Origin of the sequence: Thermobifida sp. (assembly GCF_017577275.1) — a bacterium.
GTDB lineage: Bacteria > Actinomycetota > Actinomycetes > Streptosporangiales > Streptosporangiaceae > Thermobifida > Thermobifida fusca.
The window spans coordinates 268,685-292,530 of the sequence record NZ_PITY01000021.1 but is presented as its reverse complement, the minus strand read 5'-3'; the positions used below and the strand labels follow the sequence as shown (position 1 = coordinate 292,530).

Here is a 23,846-nt window from a genome sequence, read left to right as displayed (position 1 = left end):
TGCTGTACATGTCGAACCGCTATGCCTACCTCGGCCCTGAAGGCACGTTCACCGAGGCTGCGTTGCGCGCACTCAAACCGGAGACGCCATCCGCGGAGTTTGTGCCGTGCAACGGCGTGGACATGGTGTTCGCGGCGGTACGCAGCGGTGAGGTCGAGGGCGGGGTGGTCCCGCTGGAGAACTCTGTGGAGGGCGGGGTGAGCGCCACCACAGCGGAACTCGTCAACGGTGAACCGCTGCTCATCACCGCGGAGATCACCGTGCCGGTGGAGTTCACGCTGTTCGCCCGCCCTGGGACCACGCTCCACGACGTGAAACGGGTCGCCACCCACTCGCACGCACTGGCCCAGTGCCGGGGATGGCTGGCGGAGAACCTGCCCAACACCGAGTCGTACGTGGTCTCCTCCACCGCCGCGGCAGCCCAGTCCGTGTCCGATCCCGCGTCCCCCTATGACGCGGCGATCTGCGCGCGGATCGCGGGAGAGCGGTACGGGCTGGTGCCTCTGGCGGAAGGGATCGGGGACCGCGCCGACGCCGCTACCCGGTTCATCTACCTCAGCAGGCCGGGGCCGCTGCCCGAGCCCACCGGGGCTGACCGCACCTCGCTGGTGGCGTTCCTGCCCCACGACCATCCGGGGGCGCTCGTGGAGCTGCTCACCCAGTTCGCGGTCCGCGACGTCAACCTGACCCGCCTGGAATCGCGGCCTACCGGGGACGGGCTGGGCACGTATTGCTTCTTCATGGACGCGGAAGGCCACGTGGCGGAGGCCCGGATCGGCGAGGCGCTCATGGGGCTGCGGCGCATCTGCCGGGACGTGCGGTTCCTGGGCAGCTATCCGCGTTCGGACGCAGGCATGCAGCAGAGGCGGCCGCGGGCCCGGGTCAGCACTACGGACGACGACTTCCACGAGGCAGAGCGGTGGCTGGCCCGCATCCGCGCGGGACAGGTCGACTGACACCCAGGCCGGGTGCGGCCGGGCCTGCCCGGGTGGGGAGAACCGGTTCGGCGGGGAACACCGTCGGCGGGCGCGCCACTGCGGTCTCATCATCAACGCCCCGGGGCTGCGCTGTGCTTGCCGCATTTTTCCTGCGGTGACGGTGCGTGCCGGTCCGCGGACTGTCGGCGGCCGGCGGCGGGACTCACCCGGATGTGCCTGCTGGTTCCTTGCAGCGGGGCCTGTCGGGTGCCCGGGGAGCGCCGCGCCCGGCGGGCACGGATGCCTGCCCTGAGTTCTTGCTGGCCAGGCGACGGGCGCGCGAGAACTGGTCATCTTACCGATAGGCGTGAGGCGGTGTTCGGTTCAGGCTGGAAGAGGAAGCAGCACCGGATCGGCGTTACCGCGCAGCCGATCACGATGAGGGAGCGCGAACCATGGCCGAGAGCACCGTCCGGATCTTCGACATCATGGCCTGCAATGTCTACTGGGACTTTGACGGTTCGCCCCTGCCCCGCGAACAGCACAAGTTCCTGGTCTCGTTCTATCCCACCAAGGGTGCGCCCACGCCCGAGCTGATCGACAGCATCGTCGCCTACGGCCCCGACGGCTACCGTGTAGAGTTCGCCAATCAGCGGTTCACCCCGGACAACAAGAACGGCTACATCTACGACCGGACCCTCGACTACTACTGGTACATGGTCAACCTCGCCACCGGTTTCCTGCCGGAAGGCGAGTACACCATCGAGGTCACGGGCAAGGACGGCACCGTGGACCGCCGGTCCCGCATGCAGCGGCAGGAGTCCACCGACGCGCTCGTCCCCGCTTACCGGGAACACCGGCAGCAGATCCTGAACTCTTTTGCGCCTTCGGGCCGCCAGCGGCTGCCGGAAGGGACCGCGCTGACCGACCTGGTGTGCTCGTGGCGCACCCTCAAAGAGCTGGCTGGCCGCGACGCCTACTACATCTACCGGCTCGCGGAGGGCGGTTCCGCGCGAGAGTTCGACACGCAGAACCTGACCTGGTGGGACAACATCTTCTTCCAGAAGCTCCGCGGAGACGCGACCGCGGGCCTCAACCGGGACAGCGTCACCGTGGCCGCGGAACTGAAGCCCGACACCACCTACGCCTACTTTGTGGAGATCACCGACTCCAACGTGCAGAGCGAGACCAACATCTGCATCTTCCAGCCCCACCAAGTGTTCACCACCCCGTAGACAGCGCGACCTCGTTGGGGTGGTGAACGGCGAGGCCCCGTCTGCCGGTCCTGACATGGGGGAGGGTGCTGGCAGGCGGGGCCCTCCGCCGTACCGCGAAGCACAGGCAGGGCCGGGTGGGATCCGGAACACGCGGCAGAGCCCGCCCCGCGGAAGGCAGGGCGGGCTCTGCACGGGATACGGGCTACAGCACGATCCGCATCGGGGACTCCAGCACTTCGGCCAGGTCCTTGAGGAAGGCGGCGCCGACCGCGCCGTCGACCGCGCGGTGGTCCACCGAGAGTTCCAGCGCGATGGTGTGCCGGGCCACGATCTCCCCGTCGCGCACCACCGGCTCCTGCTGCATCGCACCCACGGCGAGGATCGCCGCCTCCGGCGGGTTGATCACCGCGGAGAAGCTCTCCACACCGAACATGCCCAGGTTGCTGACGCTGAACGTGCCGCCGCTCATGTCCTGCGGGCTCAGCTTGCCGTCGCGGGCCTTCTCCACCAGGGCGCGGGAGCGCCGGGCGACCTCCGACAGCGCCAGGGTGTCGGCGTCGTGCAGCACCGGGACCACCAGGCCGGTGTCCACAGCCACCGCGATGCCCACGTTGATCCGCTTGTGCCGCAGCAGCTTGTCGTCCACCCACGAGGAGTTCACCTCCGGGTGGTCGCGCAGCACGGTGGCTACGGCTTTGACGATCAGGTCGTTGACGCTGACCTTCACCCCGGTCGGGGCGAGCTGCTCGTTGATCTGCGCCCGGAACTCTCTGAGCGCTTCGGCGTCGATCCGGCGGCGCAGGTAGAAGTGGGGGATCTCCTGCTTGGCCTGGGTCAGCCGGCGGGCGATCACCCGGCGGATGTTGGTGACCGGAACCTCTTCGGAGGCACGCAGGTCCTCGAACTCCGGCTGCGGCGGGGCCGCGGCAGGGGCGGGTGCCTTGGCGGCAGCGGGCTGCGGTGCAGCAGCCTCCTGCTCCCGCTTCTGCTGGGCTGCGGCTTCCACGTCGGCGCGCACCACCCGGCCTTTGGGGCCCGACCCTTGGATTTTGGTGATGTCGAGACCGTATTCGCGGGCCAGGCGGCGGGCCAGCGGCGAGGAGAGCGGACGCGGTTTGCCTCCCTGCTCTGCCGGGGCGGCCGGGGCCGGGACCGTGGGCTGCTCTTCCTTGGCCTCCTGGGCGGCGGGCGCGGGCTGCTGCGGCTCCTCCGCCTTCTGCTCGGCGCCCTCCCCGCCCTCCGGGGCGGCAGGGACAGCGTCCGGGCTGTCGGCGATCACCCCGATGACCGCGCCGATCGGCACGGTTTCGCCTTCGCGGACCGTCTGCTGGACCAGGTAGCCGTCTTCGTAGGCTTCGTACTCCATGACGGCTTTGTCGGTCTCGATCTCCACCAGCACGTCGCCCACGGAGACCTTGTCACCGACCTGCTTCACCCAGGAGCTGATGACGCCTTCCTCCATGGTGTCGGAGAGGCGCGGCATGTAGATTTCAGACATCTGTGGTTCCTTAACCGACTCTCCGGCCGACGGCTCTCAGGGTTTCGTAGATCACGGTCGTGACCGACTCCGCTGACGGCAGTGCGGCGTTCTCCAACGGCTTGGCGTACGGCAAGGGCACTTCGGCCATCGCCACCCGGCGCACCGGAGCGTCGAGGTAGTCGAATGCGCCTTCTTGAATGGATGCGGCGATTTCCGCGCCGATCCCATAGGTCAACCAGTCGTCTTCGGCAACGACCGCACACCCGGTCTTCTTCACCGAGTTCACGATCGTCTCCCGGTCTAGCGGACGCAGGGAGCGCAGGTCAACGACCTCGACACTGATTCCCTCTTCAGCGAGTCGGTCCGCCACCTGAGTGGCGATCATGGCCATCCGGGAGTAGCCGACGAGGGTGATGTCGGTGCCTTCACGGACGACGGCGGCCCGGCCGATTTCGCCGACGACTTCTTCGTCGGGGACTTCGCCCTTCGTGTTGTACAGGCCGAGGTTCTCCAGGAAGAGCACCGGGTCGTCGTCGCGGATCGCGGCACGCAGCAGGGCTGCGGCGTCAGCGGGCGTGCTGGGCGCCACGACTTTCAGCCCGGGCACGAACGCGTAGTACAGCTCGACGTTCTGCGAGTGGGTGGCGCCGAGCTGCTGGCCGCCGCCGCCCGGGGTGCGGATCACCATCGGCACACTGTTCTGGCCGCCGAACATGCCGTAGATCTTCGCGGCATGGTTGACGATCTGGTCCAGGGCGAGCAGGGAGAAGTTGATCGTCATGATTTCGACGACCGGGCGCAGGCCGAGCATGGCTGCGCCGACGGCTGCACCGACGAACCCCTCCTCGGCGATGGGGGTGTCGCGGACGCGCCGCTCCCCGAACTCTTTGAGGAGGCCTTCAGTGATCTTGTAGGAGCCCTCGAAAACGCCGATCTCCTCACCCATGAGGAAGACGTTTTCGTCGCGGTGCATCTCGGCACGCAGGGTGTCGCGCAGGGCCTGACGGTAGGTGATGACGGGCATGGTGCGGAGTCGCTCCTTGTCTACTCGGCGAACACCGGGTCGGCGGGCATCCGGCGCGACTCGTTGGCCACCGGGGTGGCGTAGGTGTAGTCGAACAGCGTGGACACCTCGGGGTGCGGGCTGTTCTCCGCGAAATCGGCGGCGTCGGCGACCTCGGCTTTCACCGATTCGGCGATCTCCTTTTTGATCTCGTCGGTGAGAATGCCCGCCTCGGTCAGGCGTTCTTCGAACATGGCGATCGGATCGTTGGCGAGGGCCTCCTCCGCCTCCTCCTTGGTGCGGTACTTGGCCGGGTCCACCACGGAGTGGCCTTTCATCCGGTAGCTGAAGGCTTCCAGCAGGAAGGGGCGGTGTTCGCTGCGGGCCCGCTCCACCAGTGTGGTGGCGGTGTCGCGGACGGCGAGGACGTCCCGGCCGTCGACGCGCACCCCTTCAATCCGGTAAGCGGAGCCGCGCTTGTACAGTTCGGGCTCTGCCGAGGAGCGCTCGACCGGCGTGCCCATACCGGTGAAGTTGTTGATCACCACGAAGATCACCGGCAGGTTCCACAGGCTGGCGATGTTCAGCGACTCGTGGAACGCGCCGATGTTGGTGGTGCCGTCGCCCATCTGGCACATGACGACTTCGTCGCTGCCCCGGTAGGTGATGGCGAGGGCAGCGCCGACGGCGAGCGGCAGTTGGCCGCCGACGATGCCGTAGCCGCCCAGGAGGCGGGTTCGGGCGTCGAACAGGTGCATGGAGCCGCCCCAGCCCTTGGAGACGCCGGTGGAGCGGCCGTAGAGCTCTGCCATCACTTCCCGCGGATGGGTGCCTTTGGCGATGGCGTAGCCGTGTTCCCGGTAGTTGGTGAAGAGGTAGTCGCGCTCCTGGAGCGCCTCCATGAGACCGACGATGGTGGCTTCTTCACCGAGGTTGAGGTGGCAGTAGCCACCGATACGCGCCTGGGTGTAGGCCTGCGCGGCACGCTCCTCGAAGCGGCGGATCAGCAGCATCTGCCGGTAGTAGTCGAGGAGTACTTCGGGCTTCTCACCGTTGAAGTGAGAGTCGGCGTTATTACGGGCCGCGCGGCGGCGAGAACCGGTCTTGCCGGTCGCCTTCGGCTTGGCCGTGTCAGCCATGTCGCTGCCTTTCTGTGTGTGAAAGGACCCGTGTCTGGTGTTGACCCTTCACGGGCCGGGGTCGTGCCGCGGACGGAGCGCGGTACGACCGGTGCGCTACCCACCGGGCTCAACGGTGGTGCGCGGTGTGGCTGGGTTCTCCGTCTTTCTTGTGGCTGATGTGATCTATGTCGCGTCCACTTTAGGTATCGATCGATGATCGATCAATACGACTTTACGGGCAATCCTCTGTTTTCGCAGATAGCGGAGAAGAGCTCCGGGGAGGAGCGAGTCAACTCACGGAGTCGCGGGAGCGCAGTGCCGCCTCGACGTAGTTGAGCACGTGGTCGCTGAGCATCTGGCCGACGTGGGGGTCCCGGTTGCGGAACGCCTGGGTGATCGCCCAGTGGTCGGCGACCTTGGCATGGAGCTCCATGTTGAGCCAGCGCACAGAAAGCGCGGTCCACACTTCCACGCCCAGCGATTCCCAGGTGTGCAGCAGCACACTGTTGTGGGCGGCGCGCACGATTTCGCGGTGGAATTCGACGCTGTGTTTGATCTGTCCGTCCACGTCTCCCGCGGCGGTGGCTTCGCGCAGCGCTTCCACTTCGCGTTCCAGTGGCCGGATGTCTTCCGCGAGGCGGGGAGCGGCGAGGCGGGCCGCGACCAGTTCCAGTCCGGCACGCACCGGATAGATCTCGGCCATGTCCGCGACGCCGAAGTCTCGGACCCGGGCGCCCTTGTTGGGCACTGATTCGATCAACCGCAGTGCTTCGAGTTCGCGCAGGGCTTCACGGACCGGGGCCTGGCTCACGTTGAGCTCGGCTGCCACCCGGCGCTCCACAATCCGCTCTCCCGGCTTCCACCGGCCGGAGAGCAAGCCGTCGACTAGGACGCGGCGGATCTGTTCGCGGAGCGGATTGCGATCCAGACGGGAGGCGTCCCCCGGTTTCTGGGAAAGTTCGACCATCGACGGCCTTTCTCTGCTTTGCTGTGTAGACGACGGCCGGGCGGGCTGATCAAGCGTGCCATATCGAATTTCGGTCGCCTCCCGCATACCCCCGCGGCCCGCCGAATGCGTGCCTTGGGGCGCTGTTGCTTCACGAAACGCTCACACCTGGGTCTCGGCCCCGTGAACAGTGCCCTAGCAGAACCCTGCCGGACATGAAAACACGAGGTAGGAGCGATCGTAGCCAATGGGTATCAGAGTCTCTTGACAGAGTCGCCAGGTATGCTCATCTGTCGGACATGTTCTGATCACCGGCCGCTTTCGGGGCGGAACCCCGCGTCGAAAGCGGCCATGCCGGTGCGCTGCCGACAGTTGTGCCCCCCGCATCCGTCGGTGGCGGCACTGGACAGGACAGCCGTCAAGTGGCCGGTTCCCCCAACCGGTCCATGCGTCCACGAGTGAAGGGCGTGGACGCATCCCTGCGACCCTGAGGACCTTCAGTAGCCAGCTATCCCCTTGTCCAACCGTGCCGCAGGCTAGCCCACACCTGGGAGAGAGCACTGAGCACATGATGCATACATCGCGGATCCGACCAAGACCGCACTACCCCGACGGAAGGCCCGTATCTGTCCCCAAGCGACATAGCGTCGACCACGGTCCCCAAGAGGGGAGGGTGATGACCCGCCCGACGGAGCCGAGACGGTCCGAGGTCGTGGAATGGCCCAGTGCGAGCGAGATCGCCTGGGGGCTTGCGTCGGACAAGACCGCGATTCTGTTGGCTGTGGTCCTGGTCACGTTGACAGTCCTGTCTGCGGGCGCACTCCAGCCGATCGACGTCATGATCAACACGCTGCCGCGCCCGTTCGAAGATGAGATCAGGACGTTTCTCATCTTATGGCCTGACACGGTCGCTTCGCGAGCCGTGGCCCTACCAGTTTTGGCAGTAGTCGCCCTGCACTTGGCGTACTGGCACCGCTCCTGGCGGCCCATTGTGCTCGGAACCGGCGGCGTATTCGGGATGATCTGCCTGGTTGCGAGCATGAAGCTCATCCTGGGCCGGTCACACCCGCGCACCAACGACCCCTCTTTCTTCACGGAGGGCGGTGTCTCGTTCCCGTCGGGGCACGGGGCGAACGCCATTCTCATCTACGGCCTCGTGCTGTTCCTCATCGTGCGCTACCGGGCGGTACGGCCGCATATCGTGCCCCGGTTGGCCTACTGCATTGCAGGAATCGCGTTCCTGCAAGCCGTGGTCTCGATCTACCTGCACTTCCACTGGTTCAGTGACCTGGCGACCGGCATGGTCGCCGGCGCTTTCGCGCTGCGGCTGACCATCAAGCTGGACGAAATGATCCCCGAAGGGCGCACGGCGCAGTGGTGGCCGTTCCACGGCCGGTCCTGGCCGTTTCTGTTCCGGAGAATGGACGAAGCGGGCTCCGGCCGGCAGCTCCCTCGCGGTCCCGACCGGCGGACCACAGCCGACGACTGGGAACGACCCCCTGATCATCCCCGCTGAATACGCGCGGAGACTTCCTGGTTTCCCGTGGAACGGGGCGTTTCACGGTCAATTCTGCCACGCTGCTCGGCGTGGCAGGAACGCGGAATCAGTCCGGGAACCGGCGGACAAATCCGGCCTGTACTCGAGAAGACCGCGGCGCACCAGCCCCGGAGCAGCGGGGTTACTCCCGCGGCAGCGGCACCTGCCAGCGCAGCATGGTGCCCCCTTCAGGGCGACGCGCCGCTTCGAAGGAACCGCCTAGGGATTCGGCGCGTTCCGCGAGGTTCCGTAGCCCGCTACGGCGCCCCTGCTCGGGAAGCCCCACCCCGTCGTCGGTGACGGTCAGGGTCACGTGCGAGTCCACCTGCACGACGATGTCGGCCTGGGAGGCGCGGGCGTGCCGGGCGACATTGGACAGGGCTTCCCGCAGCACGGCGAGCACATGCTCGGCGATAGAGTCCGGCACCGCGCTGTCAATGGGGCCGTCCAGCCGCACCCCGGGGGAGAAGCCCAGCGACTCGGTGGCGGCACCGACCACGTCGAGAATCCGGCTCCGCAGCCAGGCCGGGCCCCCTTCCGTGTTGTGCTGCAACGCGAAGATCGTGGAGCGGATCTGGCGGATCGTGTCGTCGAGGTCGTCGACAGCCTGCTGGATCCGCTGCGCCACCGTGTCGTCTTCGATCCGCCGCACCGAGCTCATCAGCGACATCGCGATCGCAAACAGCCGTTGGATCACCACATCGTGCAGGTCCTTGGCGATACGGTCGCGGTCTTCCAGGACGATGAGCCGTTCCGCGTGGCGGCGCGCCTCAGCCAGCTCCAAGGTGACCGCGGCGTGCCCGGCGAACGCGTGCAGCATCTGCACAGTCGGCATCGGGAAGGGGAGGCGTCCGGCACGTTTGCCGAGGATCAGCACTCCCCGGCGGGAGTCGGGGGCACCGAACGGCACCAGCACTACCGGGCCGATGTCGAGCCCGTGCAACAGGGTCGGGGAGGTAGCGGACTCGCGGGCCAGTTCGGTGATGATCGGGTCCGCGCCACGGAAGGCACGCCCGGTCAGCGATCCTTCCACCGGGGTGGAGCGGCCGCGGACCACGGACGCGTCCGGGCCGTCGGCGATCCGTACCACGAGCTCTTCCTCGTCCCGGTCGGGGGTGGCGATGGCGACGAGGTCGGCGTCGGCCATGTGCCGGGCTTTCTTAGCGACCAGGTGCAGGACTTCGCGGGGCGCGGTTCCGGAGAGCAGGCGCGTAGTGATCTCGTCGGAGGCGTCCAGCCAGGTTTCGCGGCGGCGTGTCTCCTCGTACAGGCGGGCGTTTTCGATCGCGATCCCGGCCGCAGTGGCGAGGGCGGTGACGATCGCCTCGTCTTCCTCGTCGAAGACCGCGTTGTTCCGCTTCTCCGTCAGGTAGAGGTTGCCGAACACTTCGTTGCGCACCCGGATCGGCACACCGAGGAAGGTGCGCATCGGGGGGTGTCCTGGGGGGAAGCCCGCAGACTCGGGGTGCTCGGAGATGCACGACAGACGCAGGGTCTTCGGCTCTTTGATGAGGATGCCGAGCAGGCCGCGCCCTTCCGGCCAGTGTTCGACGGCGGCGATCTCCTCGTCGCTCATGCCGAGGGGGATGAACTGTTCCAGTTCTCCCCCGGGGCCGATGACCCCCATCGCCCCGTAGCGGGCGTCCACCAGGTCCATGGCGGTGGAGACGATGCGGCGTAGCGTGCTCTCCAGGTCGAGGCCGCTGCCGATGGAGACGACCGCGTCGAGGAGGGAACGCACACGGTCCCGGACGAGCATGACGGCGTTGATCCGAACCTGGAGTTCACTGAGCAGCTCGTCCAGGCGCATCTGGGGGACGAACACGCTGCCGCGCTCGCCGTTGGGGGTGTCGTCGGCCATGCCTGCCCTCACCTGTGGGTGTCCGCTCCGTTGCGGTAGACGATTCTTCGTCCTTGGGGCCAGTCTAGGCATGCCCCCAGAAAAGTGATCGTGAGGTAGCGATTGGTTGGCGACCTCACAAGACGCCCGGAACAGGACAGCCGGGCGGTGGTTCAGGATCCGACGGGGGTGGCGGGCAGGAGGGCGAGCGGGCTCCGCTCCCCCACTGCCGGTTCGGGCACGTGCGAGACGATCACGACGGGGCAGCGGGCTTCACGCACGCAGGCCGCGGCCGTGGAACTGAGCGTGGGAGTGTCCAGGGAGCGGTGTTCCGGGGTGCCCACGACGAGCAGGTCGGCTTCTGCTGCAGCGCGCAGCAGGGCGGGGGCGACGAGGCTGCCGCCGACCACGAACGGGACAATACGCGGCCATAGGCGTTCCGCTTCGCGCACGGCACGGCGCAGGTGCCGGACGAGCCGGGAATGGCGTTCTGCGGCGGAGGGAGGCGCGCCCGCGTAGCTGGGCCAGGTGACTTGTTCTTCTTCAAGGACGTGCACGACCCACAGTTCGGAGTCTCGGGAACGCGCTTCTTCAGTCGCCCATTTGAGGGCAGCGAGGGAAATCGCCGAACCGTCGAACCCCACAACGATCCGGTTTTTCCGCTGTGTCGGAATCATCGGAAGTCCCCCTGCGTGCGGTTTTCCCACCCACTACCCAACCAATCAGGCGGGGTGACACCCGTCTACGGGAGAAGGGGGTCACAGCGGGGGACCTTGGTCCTGGGAAGCGCCGCCTCCCAGGACGAACACGTGGTCGCAGCCGGCAGGCACGCGCGCGGTCTGCCCCGCCACGTGCACGGTAACGGGGGGAGCGGTGGAAGGCGGCACGCTGATGCGCACCTCGTTGCGGTGGAACGACAGCCGGATTCCCCAATGGCCTTGGTAGGGCAGGACGAAGGAGAGGGAGTCGATCTCGGAGGGCAGCTCCGGGTCGAGGTGCAGCACGCCGTGGCGGATCTCCAAGCCGGTGTAGCAGCGGGTGACCAGGTCGACGGTGCTCGCCATCGCCCCCAGATGGATGCCTTCCGCGGTGGTGCCGCCTTGCACGTCGGCGATGTCGGAGCGCAGCGCTTCCACGAAGAACTGCCATGAGGCCGTGTGCCGGGTGCGGGCCATGACCCAGGCGTGGACGGCGGCGCTCAGCGTCGACCCGTGGGAGGTGCGGGCCAGGTAGTAGTGGATGGTGCGCGGGATGAGGCCGGGATCGTACTCGTAGCCCAGGTCGGTGAGGATGTCGGCGAACTCGTCCGGGGACAGCAGGAAGAAGAGCATGAGCACGTCGGCTTGTTTAGACACCTTGTACCGGTCGCAGGTGTCCCCTTCTGCTTCCAGGATCCGGTCGAGCCTGCGGATGTCGCCGTACGTGTTCCGGTAGTGCTCCCAGTCGAGTTCGACGAGGTGCTCATAGCCCGCGAACTGGCTGATGACCCCTTCGTGGAAGGGCACGCGCATGCGGGTGCGCACGTCTTCGAACAGCGCTAGCTCGTCGAGCCCCATGCCGAGGCGTTCCATGAGTTCAGCCCGGCTGCCGTCGGGCAGGATCCGCAGGACGTCGAGGGCCCGCCGCAGTACCCACACGGCCATGATGTTGGTGTAGGCGTTGTCGTCGAGGCCGGGCTCGTCCCGGTCGGGGTAGCCCTCGTGGTATTCGTCCGGCCCCATGACTCCGCGGATCACATACCGGTTCTGGGACCGGTCGAATGTGGCGAGCGAAGCGAAGAACCGGGCGATGTCCACGAGCAGTTCGGCCCCGAAGTCGAGGAGGAAGTCCACGTCCTCGGTGACCTGGTAGTGCTGCCACACGTTGTAGGCGATGGCGAGACCCACGTGGCGTTGCAGGTGGGAGGCGTCGGGAATCCAATGCCCGGAGCGCGGGTTGAGGTGCAGGCGCTGGGTTTCCTCCCGGCCGTCCATGCCGCTCTGCCAGGGGAACATGGCGCCGCGGTAGCCGGCGGCCCGGGCGGCAGCGCGCGCGGCGGGCAGGCGCCGCCACCGGTAGCGCAGCAGGGAGCGCGCGATCTGCGGGAACCGGGTGTTGAGGAAGGGGAAGACGAAGAGTTCGTCCCAGAACACGTGCCCCCGGTAGGCCTCCCCGTGCAGGCCGCGCGCGGGCATGCCCACGTCGAGGTCGGCGGTGTGGGGGGACAGGGTCTGCAGGATGTGGAACAGGTGCAGGTGGAGCACCATGGTGTGCTCGGGGTTGCTGATGGTCACGTCGCAGTGGCGCCACAGGTGCCGCCACGCGGTGGCGTGGCGGTGGAGCAGGCCGGTGAAGTCGGCGGCGTGTTCGACGGCGGCACGGGCCGCTTCCCTGCGGTTGCTGACCGCGTGGTCGAGGGAAGAGTAGACGGCCACGATCTTCTCCACCGTGACCTGTTCCCCTTGGGCTGCGGGAATCTCCAGGGTCTGTTCCACTAGTTCGTCTTGGCAAGTCACCTGGGTTTTCTGGGGTGCTGGTCCCGTGGTGACCGTGGTGCGGGCCGCGAGGACGATTTCGATGTCGGAGGTGGAGGTCCGGCAGCGCAGCCACATGCGGCCTGCTTCATCGCCCTCGGTGCCGCCTGGGCGCAGGTGGTCGCTGTTGAGGTCCCGGTAGCGGGCAACCCCGCTGTTGGTGACTCGCCCGTCCAAGCCGACTCGGACAGTGAGCGGCCCGGCCCAGTTTTCTGGGATGAGGGTGGTTTCCAATGCGGCGAGGTGCCGGTCGTCCATGGAGACGAGGCGGCGTTGGACGAGCCGGGTGCGGCGGCCTTCCTTGTCGACCACGGTTCCGGTGCGGGTCAGCACTCCGCGCCGCATGTCGAGTTCGAGCTGCTGGTCGGTGAGCTCGGCGCCGTCGCCGAGCCATGACCCGTCGGCGGCGCGGAAGGTGAACGGCAGCCAGTTGGGGATGTTGACGAGGTCTTCGTTGGTGACTTCGTGGTCGGCGACGATGGAGGTGAGCCGGTTGTAGCAGCCGGCAAGGTAGGTGCCGGGATAGTGCACTCCGTCGGCTCGGGATTCGGGGGCTGCGCCCCGGGTGGCGAACACGCCGTTGCCGAGGGTGCACAGCGCTTCCCGGAGTCCTTCCGTGGCAGGGTCGAAACCGTCGTAGCGCAGCAGCCACGGGTTCATGGCGATACCTCCGCACCAGTGAGTTCCAGGCTCGCCAAGCTGGACACGACGATGTGCGCCCCTTTCTCGTAGAGTGCGGCGCGCTGATGCGCCCGGTCGACCCCGATGACCAGGGCAAAACCGCCGCGTCGGCCCGCTTCGACCCCGGATAGGGAGTCTTCGACGACCGCGGTGGTAGCGGGGGAGACGTCTAACCGGCGGGCCGCTTCCAGGAACAGGGCAGGGTCGGGTTTGCTGGGCAGACGCAGCCGGGCCGCGTCAACCCCGTCAACCCGGACGTCGAACAGGTCGCTGATTCCGGCAGCGCGCAGCACTGCGGCGCAGTTGCGGCTCGCGGAGACCACGGCGAGGCGGATGCCCCGCTCCCGCAGGCGGTGGATGAGCCGGACCGTGGCAGGGTAGGCGGTGACGCCGTACTGGTCGATGTAGTCCTTGAAGTAGCGGTCTTTGCGGTCGCCCAGCGTCGCCACGGTCATGGTTTCGGGCCGGTCGGGTGGCGCGGTGTCAGGCAGGGTGAGGCCGCGGGAGGCGAGAAAGTCGCGGATGCCTGCGGTCCGTGCCTTGCCGTCCACATGGCGGCGGTAGTCCTCGATGAGGTCGAACGGCCGGAACGGGGGCCCGCCACTGCGGGACAGGTCGAGGAGGAACTCGTCGAAGGTCCGTTTCCAGGCGGCCGCATGCACGGACGCGGTGTCTGTGATCACCCCGTCCATGTCGAAGAGCACCGCGGTGATCCGGTCGAGCGGAAGAACCTGCCTGGTTGTGTCGCGCACCGTCACTGTGTTTCCTTCACGTCGTTCGAACAAGGTTCGGGGCGGCTGCGGCGAAGGCCGCGTTCCGGTGTTCCAGCAGCGCCGGGTGACGCCGACACGGCTGGCACGGGGCGAGGACGGTGGGCGTGCGGCCGCCACTCACCAGGAACTGCCGCGCCAGTGCACGTACTCGGGGACGACGTCGTCGACCCGCCAGTCGAGTTCGCTGACGACGTCCACCACGCCTTCCACGTGGCTGGCCCGCCGCACCAGGGTTTGGGCGAGGCTGCGCCGTTCCACGGTGCCCCACAGGGTGACGATCCCGTCGTCCACGGACAGGGCAGGCGGTTCTCCTCCCACGGGCTGGAGGGCTGCCACCAGTTCGGTGTGGACTTCTCTGGCAAGGTCCTCATCGCTGCGCAGGAACACCATGAGCAGGTCGCGGCGGGTGACCATGCCCACCAGGTAGTCGCCTTCGGTCACCACCGGCAGTTGTTTCACCCCGTGCCGTTCCATCACCCGGGCAGCCCGGGCCACCGATGTTCCAGGGGAGACCGTGACCGCGGGGTGCGACATCAACTGGTCGGCGCGGTTGGCAGCGGCTTTCTCCGCACTGTTGGCCCCGCCCGCCCCACTCGCCCCACTGATCCGGGCGCGGAGCCGGGCGCGCAGCGGCGGTGAATAGTCGTCGCCGCCAATGAACTCTTCTTTGTGGAGGAGGTCTCCCTCCGACACCACGCCGACAACCCGGCCCGCTTCGTCGACGACGGGCAGTGCGCTGACCCGGTGGTTGATGAGGGTTCTGACGATGGTTTTGAAACTGGTGGAGGCGACTACCGATGGTGGTTCGGCTGTCATGACATCACGGACGACGGTGCTGTCCATCTGTTCACTCCCTTGGACTTCGCGGACTCACCCCCCGGTGGAAGGCAGCCCTTCCGTGCGTTGTTGAGGCGCATGTCGTGCCGTGGACCGGGTAGTCCGCTCCCATCGCCCTCTGCCCACCACTGTGCGACTCGCAACACCTTTTTCGGTAGTGCCTTAGGGCCTGGGTGATCAGACCTTGGTGTCGCGGATGTCGTGGGAGGACGACCGTCGAGTCCGCGACTTTCGGGACTGTGCCGCCGGGCCGGACGGTGTGAGGATGAAAGCAGGCGGACCGGTCGCGGGAGGGGTAGTAGGGCGGCAACCGGAGGTCGGCATGGAGAAAGCGATCCTGGTCGGGGTCGACGGGTCCGCGGAAGCGTTGGACGCGGTTGCCTGGGCCGCTGATGAGGCCGCACGGCGGCATTGTCGACTGCTCGTGGTGAACGCCTATGTGATGCCGCGGGCGGAGGCCGCGTTCGGATGGTCGCCGGAGGCGATCAAAGAGGACGCGGCCAGCGTGATTCGCGCTGCTCGGGAACGCGCCCAGGAGGTGGCTCCCGGGCTTGCGGTCGACGACGCGGTGATCGTGGATTCGCCCGTGTCCGCTCTGCTCCGCAAGGCCCGGGACGCGGCGATGGTGGTGGTGGGCCTGCGGGGCCGCGGCGGGTTCCCCGGGCTGCGGATCGGTTCCGTGTCCTACCGGCTGGCAGCGCATTCGCCGGTGCCGACCGTGGTAGTGCCGGGGGTGGTGCCGCTGGGTGACACCGAGGTCGTGGTGGGGGTGAGCGGAGACCACCGCGCCGCCCCTGTGCTGGCGGAAGCGTTCGCCGCCGCCGCTGCGAGCAGCAAACGGCTGCGTGCGGTGCGCGCGTGGTCGGAGCCGATCCTGCCGTCGCCGGAGATGCGGCCGCTGCTGTACGACCCGGACGAGGTGCGGGGGTCGCACGCCCGGGAGCTGGCGGAGGCCCTGCGGCCGTGGGAGGAACGCTACCCGGATGTCACCGTGGTCCGCGACGTAGTGGAAGGCCAGCCGTCGGTGGTGCTTGCCGAGGCCGGGCGCGCGGCCCGGCTCATCGTGGTGGGCGCGCGCGGCGGCCGGGGGATCACCCGGCTGGCGTTGGGCGGGGCCGCCCACGGTCTGCTGCATAACGCGTCCCGGCCGGTCATGGTTGTGCCGGTCCAATGACCGGGGCAGACCGGCGGGACGGGTCCTGTTCCAGGCGTGGAGGGACAAAACCGGATGACTGGACCAGCGGCTGTGGACCGGCAGTGGCACACTGTGGCCGCCCACGAAGTATTCCCGGCCTTGGAGACGTCCCCGGACGGGCTCACCGAGGAGGAGGCGCGTCGTCGTCTCGCCGAGTACGGGCCGAACCGGTTGGAGGAGGCCCCGCCTCCGTCAGCCGTGGCGGTGTTCCTCCGCCAGTTCGCCAGCCCGGTCATCGCGATCCTGCTGTTCGCTTTGCTCCTCACGGTTGTCCTCCGTGAATGGCTGGACGCCGCGGTGATCGCGGCAGCGCTGCTGGTGAACGCGGGTATCGGTTTCGTCCAGGAGCGCAAAGCCGAACAGGCGGTGCGGGCGCTGATGAATCTGAGTCAGCCTCGTGCCCGCGTGGTGCGGGACGGCCGCCGCCGCGAGGTGGAGAGCACCGATCTCGTGCCCGGGGACGTGGTGTTCATCGAGTCCGGCAGCCGTATCCCCGCTGACATCCGCCTGGTGGAGGCGCACGCCCTGGAGGTCGACGAGTCGCTGCTGACCGGGGAGTCGGAGCCGGTGGTGAAGTCCACGGCGACGGCGGCCGCCGACGCCGGGGTGGGGGACCGCAGCGGCGTCGCGTTTTCGGGGACGATGGTGGTCAGCGGGCGCGGCATGGGGGTGGTGTACGCCACCGGTAGGCGCACCGAGCTGGGCGCGATCGCTGGGCTGTTGAAGAGCGAACCGGAGACGGCGACTCCGCTCAAGGAGCGGATGACGCGGCTGTCCCGGGTGATTGTGGCCGCCACCCTGGTGTCTGCGCTGCTGGTCATGGCGATCGGTTTGGTGCGGGGCGGCGACCCGATGGAGCTGCTGCTGGTGGCGGTGGCGCTCGCGGTTGCCGCGGTGCCCGAAGGGCTGCCGATCGTGCTCACGGTGGCTTTGGCGGTCGGGGTGACCCGCATGGCCCGCCGCAACGCGATCGTGCGCCGCATGCTCGCGGTGGAAGCGCTGGGCAGCGCCACGGTGATCGGCTCGGATAAGACGGGCACGCTGACCGAGAACCGGATGACGGTGCGGCGGTTGTGGAGCCCGGCGGGCGGGGAGGCCGGCCCGGCAGCGGTCACCCCCTATTGGGGGAATATCACGGAGCTGCCTCTCGAACAGGTCGACCCGTATGTGCTGCTGGTGCTGTGCGGGGCGTTGACGAATGAGGCCACGATGGCTTCCGAGGAGGGGAGGGAAGCTTCCGGGGATCCGACCGAGGTGGCGCTGCTGGAAGCCGCGTACGACGCGGAACTGCTGCACACGGCACGGGATGTGCGGTTTCCGAAGACCGCGGAGGTGCATTTCGAACCGGCCCGCCGTTTTTCCGCGACGGCCCGCCGCTGGGGGAACCGGGAGGTCTTGTTCGTCAAGGGAGCCCCGGAACGGGTGGTGGAGATGTGCGACGCCCAAGTGGGCCGGGTGGAAGCGGGACGGTGGCAGCCCGCTGCGCTGCGGCCCGGGGAGCTGCACGCGGCCGGGGAGCGGATGGCCGCGGAAGGGCTGCGGCTGCTGGCTTTGGCGGTGAGCAGACCGTACGAGCCGGGAGCCGCATCCGTGGATCCGCACGACCCGTCGGGGCTAGTACTGCTCGGCCTGGTCGGCATCATGGATCCGCCGCGCCCCGGGGTGCGGGAGGCGGTTCAGGACTGCCGCGAGGCAGGGGTCCGGGTGGTGATGATCACCGGGGACCATGCGGTCACGGCCCGCGCGATCGCCGCAGAGCTGGGGATCTGCGAGCCGGATGCGCCGGTGCTCACCTACCAGCAGATTGCGGGGTTGGACGACGAGGAGTTGCGGGCCGCGGTCGCCCAGGTGAACGTCTACGCCAGGATTCCCCCGGAAGGCAAGCTGCGGCTGGTGCGGGCGTTGGAAGCCAACGGCGAAGTGGTGGCGGTGACCGGGGACGGGGTCAATGATGCGCCCGCGTTGAAAGCGGCATCGGTGGGTGTGGCGATGGGCCAGGAAGGCACCGATGTAGCGCGGGAGGCAGCCGAGATTGTGTTGGCTGACGACAACTTCACCACGATCGTGCACGCGGTGGAGGAGGGGCGGGTCACGTTCGACAACATTCGGCGCGCCGTGTTCTTCCTGGTGTCGATCGGCGCGGCCATGGTGGTGGCGTTGACCGTGTCCACGCTGCTGGGGTGGCCGCTGCTCATGGTGCCCGCCCAGTTGCTGTGGCTGAACCTGGTGACGAGCGGGGTGCAGGACATCGCTTTGGTGTTCGAACGCGCCGAACCGGGCCTGCTGCGGCGGCCGCCGCGCTCGGTGCACGAGGGCATTCTCTCGCGGCTGCTGTGGCAGCGGGTGGGGGTGACGGGTGTGGTGATGGCAGCGGGCACGCTCGCGATGTTCTGGTGGGAGTGGCAGCGCACCGCATCGTTGACGGCGGCGCAGACGATGGCGTTGACGACCATGGTGGTGTTCATGGCGTTCCAGGCGGGGAATGCCCGGTCCGACACCCGGTCGGTGCTGGGGATGCCGCTGCGGTACAACCCTTACCTGGTGGTGGCCGTGGCCGGCTCGTTCGCGCTGCACGTGGCAGCGTTGTATTTCCCGCCGACCCAGGTTTTGCTGCGGGTGGAGCCGTTGGACGCTGCCGCGTGGGCGCGGATCGCTGCGGTGGCGGTCAGTGTCGTGGTGGTGGTTGAGCTGGAGAAGATGGTGCGCCGCGCGTGGGCGCGGCACGGGGAGCCATCAGGGGCCCGGCAGTAGCCGCGTGCGGCTGGCCGCTGATCTGTAGCCACGGGAGGCCGCGGGTTTGTCGTCACCGACAATGTCGGCCGATTTTTCTAGGGACCAGGTGGGGAGGCTGGCAGTAGCTCGGAGACGAAATCCGCGCTGCCCATGATCGACCGCTGGTGAGTATTCCTGTCATTCTTTGAGCAGCCGAATGCGTTGCGGTGTGCGCGTGTCCGCCTACCGCCTTTTTTACGGGGGATGAACATTCGTGAGCGGACAACCGACAGGGGATGATCAACGTGGACGTCAGGACGCTGCACGACATCGCAGCTCTACCCGATCCGCTTGACCAGGCCCGCGCCGCCTCAAACGCCATGGCAACGCTGCAGGGACAGTCGATTGAACTGTCTCGGATTCGCTGCCAGGCGATTGTCGAAGCCCAGCAGGTCGGGATGCGGCAGGAGGAGATTGCTCGCCAGCTTGGGGTGACACCGGGGCGGATTTCGCAGATGAAGAAAGCAGGAATGGAAAAGGACGCACACCGTCCCCCTGTCGCGGGGCTACCGGGCCCAAGCCGCGGGTTTTGGTGGAGCGTGCCCTGTCTACACCGCCGCGGGTGCGTGGTTCTCAAAACCTGTGCTTGACCGAGACAGAACAGCAAGGACTGGCGGCGGAACGGAAGATGCTCTATGTCGGCCGGGAACCCGCCAGTGAGCATGTTGCTGCCGGGCTGCGGATTGATCCCGGCGACGATGTCATCGCCCGCCGCAAAATGTTTTGTCCGTACCGACGTGGCAGAAGGCACCCGGCTTGCCGAAGACGGGTTCGTCCTCCCCAGCCTGCAAGCAGCGATCGAAGAGCTGGGACACCGGTTTTCTCGCGCTACGGAGACGCTGGTTGCGCGCCCGCCCACTCTGTACGAGGCGGACTTGTTGGAGGTGCCCGGCGAGTGGGTGGTGCAGATCCTGCGGGTGAGCGTGTCTACCGACGATGTGCCGATCCACGCTTTGGAGACAGTGTGCGCTGCGTCCCGCCATGTCTTCACTATCGGCCAGGTTGCTGGCTCCGACCAGTTCTAGACCCGCAGTGAAGCGTGGACACCAGGACTTTTTGTGGTGATCACCGAGGTGTTCTCCCAGGTTTCCTGACCGGTGGGGTTCACGGGGTTTTCTGGAACAGGGACACCAGTCGGCGAGGAATTCCTTACCAATGCCTGCCCAGGGATTCCTCGTTCGACGGGTGACTCAGGAACCGGCTCCCTGCAAGCGGATGTGCTCAGGCGTCGCATTTCTTGGCGTAAGGAGGAGAGGCTGTTCCCCGGATCCGAAGTCCGGGGAACAGCCTTCGTCTATTGCAAGGAAGTGCTAGAGCTGCTTCCTCATTGACCTCAGGGCTGGCTGTTGTCCCAGGTGAGGTGGGTGTAGACGCCGTGGTGTCGGGGCGAGGGTGCCCCATGTGGTGGCGAGCTGCTCCACCAGATACAAACCACGCTCGTGCTCGGCCAGCAGGTCCTCAGGTTTGGTCGCGTGGGGGAGGGTGCCCTGGGTGCGGGGCTCGGTATGCATCCCGCGGGTGTCCATGTTCACCGTCACATGGAATCCGCAACCACCCGCGCCTGGGGACGAGAATGAAGCATCCCATGCGCTGCGGGGGAAGGCGCCTCGCCGCCCCGAGACTGCCCCGGCAGGAATCCGGATTCCTTTGCCGGTCAACGCTTCTCGGCGTGCACCACCATGACCGGGCACCACGCGTGGGTCAGCACGGTCTGACTGACCGAGCCCAGCAGCATGCCGGTGAAACCGCCGCGGCCCCGGGACCCCACCACCACTAGATCCGCGTGCTGCGACTCGGTGACCAGTACCTCGGCGGGATGCCCGACGACCACTTCTTCTTCCACGGGCACGTCCGGGTAGCGTTCCCGGTGCCCGGCCAGCGACTCGGAGAGGAACCGGCGGGCCTCCGCCAAAGCTGCACCCTGCTCCGGAGTGCCCTCGGCGTCAGGGGTTTCCAGCGCGGCGAACACCCCGTGGGAGGCACGGGATGCTACCGCAACCGTCCGCACGGTCGCCTGTCGGGCCGCCGCCTCCGCGAACGCCCGTTCCGCCGCGGCCCACGCCGCTGGGGAACCGTCCACCCCCACCACGACACGGTTCGTCAGCGTCCGCTCCTCGCGGTCCGGCACGATGACCGCCGGACACTCCGCGAGCGCCGCAAGCTGGATGCCGACCGAGCCGAGCAGGACGGCGCGCAGCCCGGCAAGCCCGCGGGACCCCGCCACGATCACGTGCGCCCCCTCGGACTGCTGGACCAGTGTGGGACCGGGGGCGCCCACCACGTGCAAAGCATCCACTTCGACGTCGGGTTCCCGCTTCCGCACCCGCTCCACGGCCTCGTGTACGAGCTGCCGGGCGTGGCTTTCCGCGGTCCCCCCTTCAGCGTCGCGGGACGCCCGCTTCCGGAACGGATGGTCGACAACGTGCACCACCCGCAGCTTCCGGCCCCACAGGCGCGCCTCCTGCGCCGCCCAGTCGAGTGCGCGGAGGCTCCCCTCCGACTCGTCGACTGCCGCCACGATCAGGCCGCTGCTGGGTGTGGACATGGTGCTCCTTCGAAGGACCGGCGGGCGCTACTCGATGTGGCGGCGCGCCGCTTCCGCTTTCAACTGGGCCGCATAGGCGGCAGCCTGGGTGCGGCGCTGCATGTCCAGCTTGGCGAGGATGCTGGACACGTAGTTTTTCACCGTCTTCTCCGCCAAGAACACGCGCTCGCCGATCTCCCGGTTGGTGAGCCCTTCACCGATGAGTTCGAAAATGCGGCGCTCCTGTTCCGTCAGTTTGGCGAGCGGGTCCTCGCGTCGTTCCCGTTCGCGGAGGCGTTCCATGATGCGGGCCGTGCTCTGCGGGTCCAGCAGGGAGCCGCCGCCCGCCACTGTGCGGACTGCGCCCACCAGGTCCGAGCCGTGGATCTGCTTGAGCACATACCCGGAGGCCCCCGCCATCACCGCCTGGTAGAGGGCTTCGTCGTCGGAGTAGGAGGTGAGCATCAAGCAGGCCAGCTCCGGGAGCCGGGAGCGGACCTCGCGGCAGACCTCCACCCCACTGCCGTCGGGAAGCCGCACGTCGAGGACTGCCACATCTGGGCGCACCGCGGGGATCCGGGCGATCGCGTCGGCCGCGGTCGCCGCTTCACCGACGACTTCGATGTCGCCTTCGGACTCCAGAAAGGCGGTGATGCCACGGCGCACCACGTCGTGGTCGTCGACGAGGAAGACCCGGATGGGGTCCGCGGTTTCCGCCATCGGCTTGTCCTTCCCTCGTGTGGCCTGCTCCTGCCTTCACGCGGAGTGCGCAGCAGCCGGTGAACTCGCGGATGTGCTCGTCCACCGCTGGGGGACGACCGCCACCGGGCAGCGCGCGTAACGTAACACTCCGCAACTCACCGATCCCAATTCCTGAAGCACTTCCATGATGCCGTGCCCGCGTCCGTGCGAACCCACCACGAGAAGGTCCGCTTGGTCACTTTCGGCAACCAGCACCGGAATCGCTGCGCCCGGGACGACATCCCACTCCAGTGCCACATCCGGGTATTCGTCCTGCAAAGCGGTGAGAAAACCGGAGATGCGGGTGCGGGCCTGCTCGGGGGATGGGGTCTGCTCGGCGGGCCACGAGGGGTCCTCTTCGGTGAGCCAGGCGAACGCTGACGGATCCCACGCCAAGACGACACGCAACCGGGCCTGCCACGTGCGGGACAGGGTGAACGCCAGGTCGACAGCGGCACGCGACTGCTGTGAGGCATCGGTGCCCGCCACCACGCGGGAGAGGCTTGTGCGGGACGCTCCTTCCGGAACCACGACCACCGGGCAAGAGGCGCGGAGCACGAGCCGAGTCGTGGCTGACCCGGTCACCAGCGACTCCACGGTTCCGCTGAGACCGCGAGAGCCCACCACCATCAGCTCGGCCCGGCGGCTCTCCTGCTCCAAGCAGGCATCGCGCGGCCCCGACACCACCTCCCCGACGACGTCGAGGGCTGCGTCGGCTGCGCGAGCGCGCGCCACCCGGGAGTCCACGAGCTCTTGGGCGAGTTGGCGGGCCGCCTGCTCGCCGGCTCTTCGGCGCGCAGGGAACAGGCGGGCTAGCAGACTCGGCTCGGGCACGTGCACGATACGCAGCGGCCGCTGCGCCCGGATCGCGTGGCGGACGGCCCAGTCGAGGGCACGGTCCCCGTTGGCTGAACCGTCCACCCCCACCACGATCGGCAGAGACTGCGGTTGCGCGGTCATGGCATCGACTCGTGCTCGATGCGCCGCCCGGTGACCTGCTTGGGGATGATGGTGATGAACAAGTCCCGGTCCCCGGCCGCCCACGGCTGGACCGGCGCGGTCTTCCGCAGCCGCTCCAGTTCGACGGGGTCGCGGACTGGGCGGGCAAGTCCCACGACCAGCACGCTCCATCCTTCGTTGGTTATCCCGTCCAAGCGGTCGACTTCGAAGGAGATGTACTGGTTGGACGCGTGTTCGGCGATGATTCCGTGCCCTGAGGTGCGGAAGATGATGGTTTCGTTGCGGACGAGGAAGTTGACGGGAAGCACAGTCGGCGCGGCTTCACCGGGCATGGTGAAGGCGATACGCCCCACCCCGCCGGCTTTGATCAGCTCCATGCATTCCTGCGAGTCGATCTCCTGGAGCTTGGGTTTGGGAACCCGGGTGACGTGGGCTCCTTCGGGTTCGTCGAAGCCCATGCCGAGGAGTGCTTCCGGGGTGGTCTGAAGCGCGTCGGCGAGGCGGGAGAGCGCGCCCGGGCTCAGATTGGGCGGGTTGCGTTCCAGATAGTCGATGTACCCTGCGGCCATGCCCGCGCGTTCGGCCACTTCCTCCTGGGAAAGGCCCAGTTCGGCACGGCGGTAGGCAACCCGACGTCCGAGATCACCCCGGGCCCGTTGGTCCTTGATGTTCACGACATCCTCCCAGTTGTTGGTGCCTCACCTGCGCGACTAACCCCTTTCCCCTCGATCATGCTCGGCGCGCTCAGACCTGTAGCGGGCCGTTCGGGCCAAGTGGCCGAGACAGAAG

Annotated in this window: 20 protein-coding genes; 7 read left to right on the top strand and 13 right to left on the bottom strand. The window is 67.8% G+C overall.

The annotated features are described in order from the left end of the window. Positions 1–8: 8 nt before the first annotated feature. On the top strand, positions 9–956 hold the full coding sequence (gene pheA, locus CW348_RS09875) for a prephenate dehydratase (protein ID WP_011293470.1): 948 nt from the start codon (positions 9–11) through the stop codon (positions 954–956). Positions 957–1,372: 416 nt separating this feature from the next. Then, positions 1,373–2,152: a hypothetical protein gene (locus CW348_RS09870; RefSeq protein ID WP_011293469.1), complete on the top strand. Its 780-nt coding sequence runs from the start codon at positions 1,373–1,375 to the stop codon at positions 2,150–2,152. A 184-nt stretch (positions 2,153–2,336) separates the two neighbouring features. Here the strand turns inward: CW348_RS09870 and CW348_RS09865 are convergent, their stop codons facing one another. The 4 genes from CW348_RS09865 to CW348_RS09850 form a co-directional block, all read right to left on the bottom strand. Then, positions 2,337–3,632, bottom strand: a complete 1,296-nt coding sequence (locus CW348_RS09865) for a dihydrolipoamide acetyltransferase family protein (RefSeq protein ID WP_011293468.1) — start codon at positions 3,630–3,632, stop codon at positions 2,337–2,339. 10 nt (positions 3,633–3,642) lie between these two features. Continuing rightward, complete coding sequence (locus tag CW348_RS09860; RefSeq protein WP_011293467.1) at positions 3,643–4,638, bottom strand: alpha-ketoacid dehydrogenase subunit beta; 996 nt, start codon at positions 4,636–4,638, stop codon at positions 3,643–3,645. A gap of 20 nt (positions 4,639–4,658) precedes the next feature. Continuing rightward, positions 4,659–5,756, bottom strand: a complete 1,098-nt coding sequence (gene pdhA, locus CW348_RS09855) for a pyruvate dehydrogenase (acetyl-transferring) E1 component subunit alpha (RefSeq protein ID WP_011293466.1) — start codon at positions 5,754–5,756, stop codon at positions 4,659–4,661. Between the two features lie 271 nt (positions 5,757–6,027). Then, entirely contained in the window at positions 6,028–6,705 is a 678-nt protein-coding gene (locus tag CW348_RS09850) for a GntR family transcriptional regulator (RefSeq protein ID WP_011293465.1), read from the bottom strand. A gap of 655 nt (positions 6,706–7,360) precedes the next feature. Between CW348_RS09850 and CW348_RS09845 the strand changes: the two genes are divergently transcribed. Next, complete coding sequence (locus tag CW348_RS09845; protein WP_016189432.1) at positions 7,361–8,200, top strand: phosphatase PAP2 family protein; 840 nt, start codon at positions 7,361–7,363, stop codon at positions 8,198–8,200. Positions 8,201–8,363: 163 nt separating this feature from the next. Here CW348_RS09845 and CW348_RS09840 read toward each other — a convergent pair whose 3' ends face one another. From CW348_RS09840 to CW348_RS09820, 5 genes are all read right to left on the bottom strand, one after another. Next, complete coding sequence (locus tag CW348_RS09840) at positions 8,364–10,082, bottom strand: GAF domain-containing protein (protein WP_011293463.1); 1,719 nt, start codon at positions 10,080–10,082, stop codon at positions 8,364–8,366. Between the two features lie 152 nt (positions 10,083–10,234). Continuing rightward, entirely contained in the window at positions 10,235–10,738 is a 504-nt protein-coding gene (locus tag CW348_RS09835; RefSeq protein ID WP_011293462.1) for a universal stress protein, read from the bottom strand. Positions 10,739–10,819: 81 nt separating this feature from the next. Continuing rightward, on the bottom strand, positions 10,820–13,234 hold the full coding sequence (locus CW348_RS09830; protein WP_104612692.1) for a glycoside hydrolase family 65 protein: 2,415 nt from the start codon (positions 13,232–13,234) through the stop codon (positions 10,820–10,822). Further along, positions 13,231–14,013 (bottom strand): HAD family phosphatase, encoded by a 783-nt coding sequence (locus CW348_RS09825; RefSeq protein ID WP_016189430.1) that lies wholly within the window; start codon positions 14,011–14,013, stop codon positions 13,231–13,233. Before CW348_RS09825 ends, CW348_RS09830 begins: the two co-directional genes overlap by 4 nt. 132 nt (positions 14,014–14,145) lie before the next feature. Then, positions 14,146–14,871 carry a CBS domain-containing protein gene (locus CW348_RS09820; RefSeq protein WP_016189429.1) on the bottom strand — a complete coding sequence of 242 codons (726 nt, stop codon included), beginning with the start codon at positions 14,869–14,871 and terminating at the stop codon, positions 14,146–14,148. A gap of 316 nt (positions 14,872–15,187) precedes the next feature. Between CW348_RS09820 and CW348_RS09815 the strand changes: the two genes are divergently transcribed. From CW348_RS09815 to CW348_RS09800, 4 genes are all read left to right on the top strand, one after another. Then, positions 15,188–16,039: a universal stress protein gene (locus CW348_RS09815; RefSeq protein WP_016189428.1), complete on the top strand. Its 852-nt coding sequence runs from the start codon at positions 15,188–15,190 to the stop codon at positions 16,037–16,039. 54 nt (positions 16,040–16,093) lie between these two features. After that, positions 16,094–18,811, top strand: a complete 2,718-nt coding sequence (locus tag CW348_RS09810) for an HAD-IC family P-type ATPase (protein WP_104612690.1) — start codon at positions 16,094–16,096, stop codon at positions 18,809–18,811. Positions 18,812–19,068: 257 nt separating this feature from the next. Then, positions 19,069–19,422, top strand: a complete 354-nt coding sequence (locus CW348_RS09805; RefSeq protein WP_011293456.1) for a helix-turn-helix domain-containing protein — start codon at positions 19,069–19,071, stop codon at positions 19,420–19,422. A 147-nt stretch (positions 19,423–19,569) separates the two neighbouring features. Further along, positions 19,570–19,857, top strand: coding sequence for a UTRA domain-containing protein (locus CW348_RS09800; RefSeq protein WP_234351634.1), 288 nt, complete (start codon positions 19,570–19,572; stop codon positions 19,855–19,857). A 629-nt stretch (positions 19,858–20,486) separates the two neighbouring features. Here CW348_RS09800 and CW348_RS09795 read toward each other — a convergent pair. Genes CW348_RS09795 through CW348_RS09780 form a run of 4 tightly spaced genes read right to left on the bottom strand, consistent with a single transcriptional unit; the run spans position 20,487 to position 23,731 of the window. Further along, positions 20,487–21,377, bottom strand: coding sequence for a universal stress protein (locus tag CW348_RS09795; RefSeq protein WP_011293453.1), 891 nt, complete (start codon positions 21,375–21,377; stop codon positions 20,487–20,489). A 27-nt stretch (positions 21,378–21,404) separates the two neighbouring features. Beyond that, entirely contained in the window at positions 21,405–22,076 is a 672-nt protein-coding gene (locus CW348_RS09790; protein WP_011293452.1) for a response regulator transcription factor, read from the bottom strand. A gap of 36 nt (positions 22,077–22,112) precedes the next feature. After that, a complete protein-coding gene (locus CW348_RS09785; RefSeq protein ID WP_011293451.1) occupies positions 22,113–23,057 on the bottom strand; it encodes a universal stress protein in 945 nt (314 codons plus the stop codon). Then, complete coding sequence (locus tag CW348_RS09780; RefSeq protein ID WP_104612689.1) at positions 23,054–23,731, bottom strand: pyridoxamine 5'-phosphate oxidase family protein; 678 nt, start codon at positions 23,729–23,731, stop codon at positions 23,054–23,056. Before CW348_RS09780 ends, CW348_RS09785 begins: the two co-directional genes overlap by 4 nt. Between the last annotated feature and the right edge of the window lie 115 nt (positions 23,732–23,846).